The sequence below is a fragment of the Nostoc sp. CALU 1950 genome, from assembly GCF_051172895.1.
In the GTDB taxonomy this organism is placed as follows: domain Bacteria; phylum Cyanobacteriota; class Cyanobacteriia; order Cyanobacteriales; family Nostocaceae; genus Nostoc; species Nostoc edaphicum_A.
The window spans coordinates 1-12,267 of sequence record NZ_JBDNJQ010000089.1 but is presented as its reverse complement, the minus strand read 5'-3'; the positions used below and the strand labels follow the sequence as shown (position 1 = coordinate 12,267).

Here is a 12,267-nt window from a genome sequence, read left to right as displayed (position 1 = left end):
TATTTTTAACAAGAATTTCAGGAAATAGTATTAGGAATACAAAGATTTAATCCACTCCCATTCCTCTGCCAAACCCTCTCTCAGGGAGACTTGCGGCTCATATCCCAGAATTTTCTCAGCTTTAGATACATCAGCAGCGGTGTGACGAGCGTCTCCCATTGCCTTTTCTATGTGGTTTCTTTTGATTCCTTTCCCAACAATTTCTTCAATCGTATCCAAGACTTCTGCTAAAACTACTCTGCTACCACCACCAATATTAAAGATTTCTCCCACTGCTTGGGGTACAGTGGCGGCAGCTAAATTGGCGGCGATGATATCACTAACAAAAGTAAATTCCCGCGTTTGTTGCCCATCACCGTAAATAGGAATTACCTCATCTTGCAAAATGCATTTAAAGAACTTATGAAATGCCATATCTGGACGCTGTTTGGGGCCATAAACAGTGAAATAGCGCAATGTCACACAAGGCACGCCAAAGTTTTTGTGATATAGTTCACACAAAAACTCTGCTGCTAGCTTAGTAATACCGTAAGGAGAAACTGGTTGAGGATAAATCCCTTCGTGAGTGGGTAATGTTTCCGCATCACCATATACACTTGACGAAGAGGCAAACACTAATCTTTTCAGGTGTTTAGCATCCTTAGCTGCTTCTAGCAAAACTTGTGTAGCATTAACATTTCGTTCTGTGTAATCTCGAAAAGCTTTACCCCAACTTGCTCTGACACCTGCTTGTGCCGCTTGATGGTAAACTACATCAACATCTTGTAGGAGTTTCTGCCAATCTAAAAACTGAATATCTCTTTCAATTAATGTAAAGCCAGGTGAACGATGTAAGTGTGCAACATTGTTACGCTTTAATGTAGGATCGTAATAATCATTGAATTCATCAATCCCGATCACTTCTTCTCCTTGTTGTAGCAATGTTTCTACAAGATGAGAACCAATAAAGCCTGCGGCTCCAGTAACGATAATTTTAGCCATGTCGCCTATTTTTTATATCCCGATTTATTTCTATATTGACAAGTTAATAATTATAATCAATATTTTGCTATTATTTGAAATTTTTTTAATCTATGATTATCGGTCTATCAACATAACAGATAATCAAACTAATATACTTGCATTTCAAATACATTATTAAGTCTGTTGAGCAATAGCTAATAATAAAAATTATCAATTCATTAATTAGTGAATTGATAATTTTCAAAATAAATATAATTAAAACTCAATAGCTAAAATAGGTCAGCAGATTGGAATAATTAAAGTTAGATATGCATAATAAAGTAACTTTTTAGAATAACTATATGGGTTCATGCCTATATACTTAAATATAAAGGGCTTGCACAAGTGTAAGAATTGATGAAAAAATTGATCCGCGAGAACCGCTAAGGTATTCTCGTTTCGCAAGGAACGCACGAGGAAATCTGTGAAAGTTTTAGTTGTCGGTAATGGGGGGCGCGAACACGCTCTGGCATGGAAACTGTTGCAATCTAAGCAAATTGAGCAAGTTATCTGTGTACCAGGGAATGGGGGCACGGCAAGTATGGAACGTTGCCAGAACTTGCCCTTAGCAGTAGATGATTTTGAGGGCATGAGCCGATATGCCTTAGAACATGGCATAACTCTGGTAATAGTTGGGCCAGAAGTCCCCCTGTCTAAGGGAATTACAGATTACCTCCAAGACAAAGGATTGATGGTATTTGGCCCAGTCAGAGCGGGAGCGCAAATTGAGGCGAGTAAAGCTTGGGCAAAAGCCTTGATGCAAGAAGCAGGGATTCCGACGGCACGGGCTGCGGTATTTACGGAGGCAGCAGCAGCAAAATCTTATATCAAATCTCAAGGAGCGCCAATTGTTGTCAAAGCTGATGGCTTGGCAGCTGGTAAGGGTGTAACGGTGGCTGAAACAGTTGCACAAGCAGAAAGTGCCATTGATGCAATTTTTCAAGGACAATTTGGCAGTGCTGGTGAGTTTGTCGTCATTGAAGAATGTTTGATTGGGCAAGAGGTTTCAGTTTTAGCGTTGACCGATGGGTTAACAATTAGACCCTTGCTGCCAGCTCAAGACCACAAGCGGATTGGTGACGGCGATACGGGGGAAAATACTGGTGGGATGGGAGCATACAGCCCAGCACCCATTGCTACTCCAGAGTTGATGGCACGCATTCAAACAGAAGTCTTAGAAAGAGCGATCGCCACCTTACGAGCTAAAGGCATTGATTACCGAGGCGTGCTGTATGCTGGATTAATGATTGCACCCGATGGCGACTTGAAGGTTTTGGAATTTAACTGTCGCTTCGGCGATCCAGAAACCCAGGTGATTTTGCCACTGTTAGAAACACCCCTTGAAGAGTTAATTCTAGCCTGTGTACAACAACGATTAAGTGAATTGCCGCCCATTGCTTGGAAAGGGGGAGCATCTGCCACTGTCGTTGCAGCTTCAGGTGGTTATCCAGGAGAATATGAAAAAGGCCAGATAATTACTGGCATTGGTGAGGCAGAGGCAACAGGAGCAACTGTATTTCATGCAGGTACGAAGTTGAATCAGCAACAAGAAATAGTGACAGATGGGGGTCGAGTATTAAATGTGACTGGAATTGGAGAAAATTTTGAGCAAGCGATCGCCCAAGCATACGCTGGTATCAAATATATTCAGTTCGATGGGATATTTTATCGACGAGATATAGGTTATAGAGTTAGGAGTTAAGGGTTGGGAGTGCTGAATGTGAGGCAATAACTAATGCCTTATAGTCAATGCCCAATGCCCCATGCCCCATTCCCAATGCCCCATTTCCCTAACATATTTGTCAAATTAACTGTTAATTTTTTAGTTGTTGGGCTTTATAACAAAGATTACTAACAACTTTATTTAAGATGCTAACTCTGTTAAAAACAATTCGACATGCGATCGCTAGTTGGTGGTCAGAGTTCACACTCCAGACCAAACTGCTGGCTGTTGCCACGTTGGTGGTTTCATTGGTGATGAGTGGTCTGACCTTCTGGGCTGTAAATACAATTCAGCAGGATGCGCGGATGAATGACACCCGCTTCGGTCGTGATTTGGGGCTGTTGCTTGCTGCCAACGTTGCGCCCCTAGTCGCTGACAATAATCTCACTGAGGTTGCCCAATTTTCCCAACGTTTTTATAGCAGCACCTCTAGCGTGCGTTATATGCTCTACGCCGATGAAACTGGGGAAATCTTTTTTGGCATTCCTTTTTGGGATGCCGAGGTAGAAAATTCCCTCACCATTAAACGGCGAATACAACTGCCTGAAGATTACCCTGGTGATGGGGAAAAGCCGATGGTGCGGCAACACATGACTCCAGATGGAGCAGTTACAGATGTATTTATTCCCCTGATTGTAAATCAAAAATACTTAGGTGTATTAGCGATCGGGATCAATCCCAATCAGACCGCTGTTATCTCCACTAATTTTACCCGCGATGTCACCATTGCCGTTTTTATCACGATTTGGGTAATGGTAATTTTGGCAGGAGTGATTAACGCCTTGACCATCACCAAGCCCATTAAAGAACTGCTAGTGGGGGTGAAGCAAATTGCTACCGGGAATTTCAAGCAGCGTATTGATTTACCTTTAGGGGGCGAACTGGGGGAGTTAATTTTAAGCTTTAATGAGATGGCAGAGCGATTAGAGCGCTATGAAGAACAGAATATTGAGGAACTGACCGCAGAAAAAGCCAAGCTAGAAACCCTAGTTTCGACGATCGCAGATGGTGCTGTGTTGATTGATAACAACATGCAGGTGATTTTAGTCAACCCCACAGCGCAGCGAATTTTTGGCTGGGAAGCCGCTGATGTGGTAGGCCACAATGTTTTGCATCACTTGCCCCCATCGGTACAAATGGAAATCACTCGTCCCTTGTACGAAATGGCAGCAGGCGAATGCGAAAGCGCCGAATTCCGAATTTTTATTAACCAACCCACTCCACGGACAATCCGCATTCTCTTGACTACAGTACTCAACCTGCAAAGGGAAAGCATCAAAGGTATTGCAATTACCGTCCAAGATATAACCCGTGAGGTGGAATTAAACGATGCAAAAAGCCAATTTATCAGCAACGTTTCCCACGAACTGCGAACCCCTCTATTCAACATCAAAACCTATATTGAAACCCTGCACGACTACGGCGAAGACTTAGGTTTAGAAGAACGGCAAGAGTTTCTGCAAACTGTGAACCATGAAACCGATCGCCTAACCCGCCTAGTTAACGATGTTTTGGATTTGTCAAAACTAGAATCTGGTCGTAACTACAGCTTCGATGGCGTGGATTTAGCCCAAGCGATCGAGCAAACACTGCGTACTTACCAACTCAATGCTAAAGATAAAGGTGTTGAACTCCTTCAAGAAGTTGCTCCTAATTTGCCTCTGGTAATGGGTAATTATGATCTGTTAGTACAAGTGTTTGGCAACCTGATTGGTAATGCCCTTAAATTCACAAAAGCCGGTGGGAAAGTAGCAATCCGCGCCTACCAACTGGATTTCATACCCAATCACACCCAATCTTGTCCAGTGCGGATTGAAATTTCCGATACTGGAATTGGCATTGCCACAGAAGATCAACACTCAATTTTTGAACGCTTCTTCCGCGTAGAAAACCGAGTTCACACCCTAGAAGGCACGGGTTTAGGTTTATCGATTGTCAGAAATATCATCGACAGACATCATAGTAAAGTCCATCTGGTGAGTGAAGTTGGCATTGGCACCACTTTTTGGTTCGACTTAGCCGCCTTTGAAGAAAAAGCACCAGCGATACAAGTTGAAGCGATTGCGGAAGCATCCAAAATCACTACAGCTTGAAAGATTGGGCATTGGGGATTGGGTATGAGGCATTGCTTTTCCCCATTCCCCATTCCCTAGTAAACACAAATCAAGACTTTAATATAACGAACAACAAACAGACCAATAATAAACCTAATAGCAACAGCAAAGCCTGATTACGTTTTACCCAACTTTTCACAGTTATTGCAAAACTGTTAGTGTAACGCTGCTGTTGCAACTCTAACTTTGTCTCTTCAATATTTTGATAGAGGGTACAGTCTTTGGCGTAGGGACGCTGGGGAAAATTGCAAGTATCATCAGCGTGATAGGTGCAGGTGTCGCACAGATACCCGTCCCCAGTCGCGCGGTGCAATGGAATACCGGGATGACCGTAAGCTTTGAGTGTTGTCCGACAATAGGGACAACTAATAGCTTGATTATCAACGAGTTGATGGCAGTGGGGACAAGATACAGTAGCCAAAACCTTTAGCGCAAATAGGTAAACACTTTGATTCTAGCCATTTACAAAGGTAATGGGAAAATCGCTCTCAGAAGTGGTTACTGTATCAGCAAAAGTACTAATTTTATGATGATTATTTATATTATTATAAGTTATTTATATCACTCATAATAATTAAGTGTATGCCATAATCTAGCAAATATGAGGTTTTATCCTAAGTCCAATAATTATTTAGAGGTAGAAAAATATTGCCTTTTAATCCTGAGCTATGCCGTAACGAAAGCGAAGTTGAAAGCAAACTCATAGTGCAATATTTGCTACCGCAGCTAGGTTATACACCTGACACCTGGCATCAAGAGGTTGCCGTTGGTAGCATCCGCTTAGATTTCTTAGCATTTGCCGCACAGGTGATTCCCTTTGTCTTAGATGCAAATTCACCGTTGAGTGTTGTCATGGAGGCAAAGCATCCCAAACAAAACTTAAATAATCATGTCCCCCGACTCAGGCATTATTTAACCAGCTTGAATGTCAGGTATGGGTTGTTGACTAATGGCAAAGAGATTAGAATTTATCAAAAATCGCAATACGATATTCAGCTATTATTTCAATGCTCTGGGAAGGAAGTTGAGGCGAAATTAGAGAATATTAAAAGTTTAATTGGTAGAGAGAGTTTAAAAGAAGGACAGTTTATAGATAAGTCAGCGTTTGAAATAGCTGAAGATGATTTAAGTCTTAAAACTAAGAGGCAATATTCAATGAAGACAATTGCAATCTACCATCATAAGGGTGGCGTAGGTAAAACTACAGTTTCTATCAATTTAGCAGCTGCGTTGAGTAAGAAAGGAAAAAAGGTTCTTTTGGTTGATATAGACGCTCAAGCAAATACAACTTTTGCGACAGGATTAATTAAATTTCAATTTGAGGAAGATGATGATTTAAAAGGCTGCAATGTTTATCATTTATTAGAAAAAAACGACATTAAGTTTATTCCAGATGTTGTTTGTAAATCTAAATTTTTTAACAATCCAGAAATTGATGTTATTCCTTCACATATTACCTTGATCGCATTGCAGCAGAATCTTGTCCAATCTGGGCCAAGCCGATTGAGACTAGCTAAAAAACTAGAAAAAGTAAAAAATGAATATGATGTTGTAATTATCGACACTCCTCCATCACTAGATGTGTATGCACAAGCTGCCTTAATTGCTGCTGATTACCTAATAATTCCTTCAGACTTAAAGCCATTTTCCAACCAAGGATTACCCAGCGTTAAAGACTTTATTCAACAAGAAGTTAATGAAAATAAAGAAGGTCTAGGAAAGCCACCTATTACTATTATGGGTGTTCTTCCATCTAAAATTTCTACTAATGCTCAGTATCTCAAATACACATTTGCAAAACATAAAAGTGTAATTATTGATCGTTATAATATGCCACTCATGGATAGTATTATCTCAGAAAGAACAGCTTTATCTGCTTGCATTAATAAAACTATATTGGTGGGAAACATGGAAATACCTGACCCGAAATCTATTCTTGATTTTGCTGTTAATGAACCTTCTGCAAATCAGGCCGCAGCTGAGTTTGAATTTCTCGCTATAGAAGTTTTAAATAAAATGGGGATGCAATAATGATTAAGTTTTTTATGGTAGATGTTGAAACTGTTACTTCTAATGTTCCTCGTTCAAACTTTCAAGAGGCTGATTTAGAAATTCTTGCTGACCTGATACTAGAATCTGGAGGCATTTTAAAACCATTAGTCATAAAAAAGACTGGCTTTGAACAATATGAGGTAGTTGATGGGCATTTCGAGTACTATTCTGCTGTAAGAGCTAGAGAAAAAAACCCTAGTGAAGGTGATATGATTAGTGCTTTAATTATATCTTCTGAAAACGAGGATGTAGCATTAAAGCAAATTGCATCTCTTAAAGGAATTGATTCTTCTGTTAAACCAGTAACACCACAGCCTGAAACAACAAAATTAGAACCACGTCTGGCAAATTTAGAATTACGTCTTGAGAAGCAATTTAATAAATTTAAGTCGGAATTTATACAAGAAAGACAGAGAATAGATAGTCAGTTAAAACAACTTGAAAACCTTATTCCCCAAAAGGGTGAACAGAGTAATCCGCTTAGTTTATTGAATACTTTGGATAAAGACGAGTTATCTATAAAGTTACAACGCTCTAGAATTTCTGGAGCAGAAAAACTTGCAAAATCTATAGAAGATGCTCGAAATAAGAAGCCAAAGCAAAAGTTTGAAGATTATCGTGATGTAGTAAAATCTGTTAAAAACTTGGGTGATAAAACAATTTTGACTATTATTGATGAGTGGTCAAGAAGTTAGTATTTAGTCAAATAAGTTCTTCACGGTTTAAAAACTCTGCATAGATTTATCTACGACTTTGGATAAGCCATTAACCACCAGATACTTGATCTAAAAAGGGATGCGCGGGCTGCGCCAACGCATTCCCCTAGCCTAACCCCGCACCTGTCGCAGTGCATTAAAAGCCTTACCTCGCAACCCAACTGGTAACAACGATAACCCTAAACCAGTCCAAGCTTTAGGTGTAGAAAAAGACTGTCCTGCTAAAACTAGCTCTCTGCCTTTTTGCGTTTCACCCTTTTCAATTAAACGCAAACCTAGTAATAGTTGCGTTTCAGTTAGACGATTTTTCCTGATTGTCTCTATTTTTTCAGGCTCAAATTTATATTTTTCTAAATACCGGATTTTATCAAATAAATAAGGAATAGCTCGATTTATACCTTGCTGCTCTGCATGATAACGATATTCCATCAATAATTCTGGTAAGTAATAGCCATTTTTCCCAGCTAAAGCGAGACGCACAAATAAATCATTATCCTCACAATTTTGGAGATTTGGTTGCATATATCCTAATTCTTGCAATGTTTTACGGCGAAATAATGTCGCCCCAACTTGAAAGCTTTGCTGAATAAATACAACTTCCAACAAATTATTTACAATACCCGCTGGTAAATTCTTCCTACCCCAGCGTCGAGTATTTTCTTGAGTTTTTGCCTCATCGCGCACATTATCAATATCAATTATCCAATGGTCTGTACCAACAAAATCAATGCTAGAGTCTTGAGCAAGAATAGCTGCGGTACTTGCGAGAAAATCCGGTGTTAGTCGATCATCATCATCAAATTTAATAAAATATTCACCGGTGGCTGCATCAAAGCCAGAGCGCATATTATTACTTTTACCAATATTTTGCAGATGACGGATATATTTGATCCGATCGTCTGTGTACTGTGACATCAATTCAGGTGTACCATCGCTAGAACCGTCATCACAAACAATTAGCTCAAAATCTTGCTCAGACTGATTGAGCACACTGTCAATGGCATAAGGGAGGAGATGAACACGATTAAAAGTAGGAATGCAAACAGTAATTTTAGGCATATTGCATACTAATAACTTAAAAATATAGAAAATATAACTTTTATATCATATCAACTGCTAATTTAACACATTGCTAATAAAGCTATATTTAGCGGATAGTTCTTTGAATTTTCTTCATTGCTTTGTTGAAAAAAATATTAGTCTTCGCAATTATGCTAAGTGGTCTTAGCTGTTTTGGTCTTTGTTCTGGCTGTTTGAGAAAGCGATAGTGTAAAAACTCATTTGCATAACAGATATTAACATCTTTCCCTTGAGATAGATGAGCAAAGTCACGAGAAGAATAGCTCATGTAATGGATGCGGTGAATTGGTTTTAAGCCATCTTGATTGTAAAGAACATTATTAATATTAACGAAGGGATCTGCATTGGCACAGTTACCTGTTCTATCTTCGCCATTAGGGCTAAGTGTAAAGTTAAATAGTGGGCGATCGCAGCGCAAAGTCATATAATTAAACAAAAAAGCATCATCCCACCAGCCATATCCATTAATCCATTCAACTTCCCTATGGGTAATTAATCGCTCCTTCATTATTTCAATTTCTTTAACAGTAAATAACCCCCGTTTAGATCCAAAAAAGCTAGAGCAATGCAGCTTAGGGCGTATATCTGCTTCTGTATACAGTCCAGTTTTTTCTATAACTGAAATATTTAAAGCTGCAACAGGTCTATCCTTAAGGTGTTCCCAATCATCAAAAACAAAATCGGATGTTTCTAACTTTTCAATTACATTATTGAGTGGCTTCATTGCCAAGCTATCAGCATCATAAAATACAAACTTATCAAAAATCCCTTCAAAGGCAACAAACTTTCTTTGTAAATGACTTTTGTACCAGCTAGAGTGTGATATTTTTGTATCTTGTTGCCTGGAATGAGCAGCCCAAACCTGATGAGCAAATTCTTCCCAGCGTTGAATTACCTCCCAATTATCAAACAGAATTACATTTTTTCGGGCATTAACTTCTTGCCTAACTAAGTCTAGTCGCTCATCATAAGGAATAATGCAAATAGGAATATCTGCGCTAACATTCACTTCAATGCTGTTAAGCAAAGCTACTAGTTGATCAAACACCACATCATTCGCAAGGGTGTAAATGCCGAAAGTATCCATTTTGAGAAATCCTTTTTATGTTTAGTCACCGAAGGGATGTTTGAAAAGTATTGTCGGTAACAGCAATACCTCACAAACCTAACCACCGAGCAAGCCTTCCCTATGAGGGAATGGGAGCGGGGATTATAGTATATTTTGCTACTTTTTAAACATCCTCTGGGTAACGCGAATAATATTATGGTTATTTTCTGATCTATTATTCCCAAGTAATTAATAATATACACATAATTGAAACCTGGCGAAACACTGATGATTTCGGACGAGTTCTTCTGCTTGGGTAAAGCAAAGAGCTTATTGAGTTGTTTTTTATACGACACTGATAATTTGTTGCAGTTGTGACTTTAATAATTGATATTTCCTAATCCGCATTACCTCTAAAGCTTGCTTCCTAGAGTTGCCTATGATAGTTTGCTAATTAGCACTAAATACAGCATCTTTATCAAGATATCGTACTTACTTTATGGACGAAGCTCACTGTGAACAAAATCACCGATGGGAGGGATGAAATACATAGATAGTCTTGGATGGAAGCGGCTAATTTAGTTTCCTAAACTTGGTAGTAAGAATAGCACCCTACAATGAATATACGTATACAAACTATTCATAACCGTAAAGTCAAAGGTGGAGGCTAAACGTTGGCACAATTCCAGGCACAACCTCTGGCTTTGTCAAGCTCTCAAAAAAATTGGGTCTTATTCGGTGTCGGACTTGGAGTTTTCATGTCTACCTTAGATGTGGGCATCATCAATGTTGCTTTGCCCACATTGGTAAAAGCTTTTGACACCAGTTTCCCTACAACCCAATGGGCTGTGTTGAGTTACCAGTTGGTCAGTTCCGGCTTAGTTTTGGGAGCAACGCGCCTGGGTGATATGTGGGGCAAGAAGTCCTTATATCAAGGGGGACTTGTTCTCTTCACTTTCAGTTCGCTGTTGTGTGGTTTTGCACCTAGTATTGAATGGTTGATCGGCTTTCGGGCACTTCAAGGACTAGGTGCTGTGTTCATCTCTGGGCTTGGTTTGGCAATCGTCACAGAAGTTTTTCCCACTTCCGAACGAGGTCGGGCTGTTGGTGTCATCGGTAGTGTAGTATCACTGGGAATTGCTTTTGGCCCTTCTGCTGGCGGACTGCTCTTAAGCTGGTCAGGTTGGCATAGTATATTCTTCATCAATGTACCGCTGGGGATCATAGCTAGTTTCTTAATAGCTAGGGTAGTGCCAGCTTCTGTAGGTATTCAGGGCAAACAAAAATTTGACTTTTTTGGAGCCATATTGGCTTTATTGACTCTGGGTAGTTTTGGGCTGGGTATGACACAGGGGCAAAGCCAAGGCTTTAGCAGTATCAATGCATTAGTATTATTAGCGATCGCCGCCGTTAGTTTTACAACTTTTTTGGTAGTTGAAGCGATCCTAGAGCAGCCATTACTAGAATTGCACCTGTTTCGCAATCTTCAATTGAGTATGGGTTTACTGAGTGGCTGGCTAGCATTCACTGTCATAGGCGGTTCGCTACTCATCGTCCCTTTCTTTCTAGAAGGGGTCAAGCAATATCCGACGCTAAAAGTGGGGCTGCTACTAGCCGTATCGCCTATACTTAGTGGGTTAATTGCCCCCCTGGCTGGAATACTTTCAGACCGCTTTGGTGCGCGACTGATCAGTTCAATGGGACTGGGGTTGATGATTGGCGGCTGTCTGGGGATTAGCACCTTTGATGCTCAAATTACTGAGCTAGGCTATGTATCGCGCTATTTTATTTACGGCATTGGATTAGGTTTATTCCAATCGCCCAACAATAGCACTGTTATGGGAGCAGTACCGAGGGAGCGGCTAGGGATTGCTTCTGGGCTGCTGTCTTTATCACGTACTTCAGGTAACACCGTAGGAGTTTCTCTAATCGGGGCAGTATTTGGAGCGTTAATCGCTAGCATGTCTGCGGGTGCAGATGTATCTGTTGCCCCTCCTGATGCGATCGTTGCAGGCTTCCAAGGAACTTTTCGTTTTGCAGCCCTAATACTATGTGGTGCAGCAGTTGCATCTGTTTTGAGGATCAGTAAGAGGCAGGAAGCAGGGGAAGGATAGTTAAAATGCCCCATCCCCAATTAGCAATCACTAAGGAGTTAGATAAATGACAGGTAAATTAGAAGGAAAAGTAGCAATTATCACTGGTGCTTCAGCGGGAATTGGAGAAGCAACTGCGATCGCTTTGGCTTCAGTTGGAGCAACAGTAGTACTTGCTGCTAGACGTGGCGATCGCATTCAGGCATTAGCAGAACGCATCGAAGCTAGTGGTGGCAAGGCATTACCTATTGTCACCGATGTGACCGATGAAACCCAGGTAAATAACTTGGTAGCAAAGGCAAATGCAGAATTGGGAAGGGTTGATATCCTCATCAACAATGCGGGGATTGCCTTACTCGGCACCATTGAAGCGGGAAATAGCTCAGAGGATGTTTGAAAAGTCGGGAATGTTGTAAAAAAGCTCTCTCGGTATAGGCTG

At 40.4% G+C, this 12,267-nt stretch carries 10 protein-coding genes; 6 read left to right on the top strand and 4 right to left on the bottom strand.

Features of this window, described 5'->3' with window-relative positions; translation table 11 throughout:
- Nucleotides 1–30: 30 nt before the first annotated feature.
- Complete coding sequence (locus ABF638_RS22505; RefSeq protein ID WP_435025201.1) at nt 31–981, bottom strand: NAD-dependent epimerase/dehydratase family protein; 951 nt, start codon at nt 979–981, stop codon at nt 31–33.
- A gap of 445 nt (nt 982–1,426) precedes the next feature.
- On the opposite strand from ABF638_RS22505, the gene purD reads away from it, so the two are divergent.
- Together purD and nblS are read left to right on the top strand one after the other, a co-directional pair.
- Nucleotides 1,427–2,704 carry a phosphoribosylamine--glycine ligase gene (gene purD / locus ABF638_RS22500; RefSeq protein ID WP_435025200.1) on the top strand — a complete coding sequence of 426 codons (1,278 nt, stop codon included), beginning with the start codon at nt 1,427–1,429 and terminating at the stop codon, nt 2,702–2,704.
- A gap of 167 nt (nt 2,705–2,871) precedes the next feature.
- Nucleotides 2,872–4,818 carry a two-component system sensor histidine kinase NblS gene (nblS, locus tag ABF638_RS22495; RefSeq protein ID WP_435025198.1) on the top strand — a complete coding sequence of 649 codons (1,947 nt, stop codon included), beginning with the start codon at nt 2,872–2,874 and terminating at the stop codon, nt 4,816–4,818.
- A gap of 70 nt (nt 4,819–4,888) precedes the next feature.
- Here nblS and ABF638_RS22490 read toward each other — a convergent pair whose 3' ends face one another.
- Nucleotides 4,889–5,260: a hypothetical protein gene (locus ABF638_RS22490; protein ID WP_435025197.1), complete on the bottom strand. Its 372-nt coding sequence runs from the start codon at nt 5,258–5,260 to the stop codon at nt 4,889–4,891.
- 227 nt (nt 5,261–5,487) lie between these two features.
- Between ABF638_RS22490 and ABF638_RS22485 the strand changes: the two genes are divergently transcribed.
- Entirely contained in the window at nt 5,488–6,870 is a 1,383-nt protein-coding gene (locus ABF638_RS22485) for an AAA family ATPase (protein WP_435025196.1), read from the top strand.
- A complete protein-coding gene (locus tag ABF638_RS22480; protein ID WP_435025195.1) occupies nt 6,870–7,586 on the top strand; it encodes a chromosome partitioning protein ParB in 717 nt (238 codons plus the stop codon). The genes ABF638_RS22485 and ABF638_RS22480 overlap by 1 nt, the downstream gene beginning before the upstream one ends.
- Before the next feature lie 132 nt (nt 7,587–7,718).
- On the opposite strand, the gene ABF638_RS22475 is transcribed toward ABF638_RS22480, so the two are convergent.
- On the bottom strand, nt 7,719–8,666 hold the full coding sequence (locus ABF638_RS22475; RefSeq protein WP_435025194.1) for a glycosyltransferase family 2 protein: 948 nt from the start codon (nt 8,664–8,666) through the stop codon (nt 7,719–7,721).
- An 88-nt stretch (nt 8,667–8,754) separates the two neighbouring features.
- The gene (locus ABF638_RS22470) at nt 8,755–9,774 is read right to left on the bottom strand and encodes an Npun_R2821/Npun_R2822 family protein (RefSeq protein ID WP_435025193.1); all 1,020 of its coding nucleotides are present in this window, start codon (nt 9,772–9,774) and stop codon (nt 8,755–8,757) included.
- Between the two features lie 635 nt (nt 9,775–10,409).
- On the opposite strand from ABF638_RS22470, the gene ABF638_RS22465 reads away from it, so the two are divergent.
- The gene (locus ABF638_RS22465) at nt 10,410–11,849 is read left to right on the top strand and encodes an MFS transporter (RefSeq protein WP_435025192.1); all 1,440 of its coding nucleotides are present in this window, start codon (nt 10,410–10,412) and stop codon (nt 11,847–11,849) included.
- A 46-nt stretch (nt 11,850–11,895) separates the two neighbouring features.
- Nucleotides 11,896–12,225 carry an SDR family NAD(P)-dependent oxidoreductase gene (locus tag ABF638_RS22460; protein ID WP_435025191.1) on the top strand — a complete coding sequence of 110 codons (330 nt, stop codon included), beginning with the start codon at nt 11,896–11,898 and terminating at the stop codon, nt 12,223–12,225.
- The last annotated feature ends 42 nt before the right edge of the window (nt 12,226–12,267 follow it).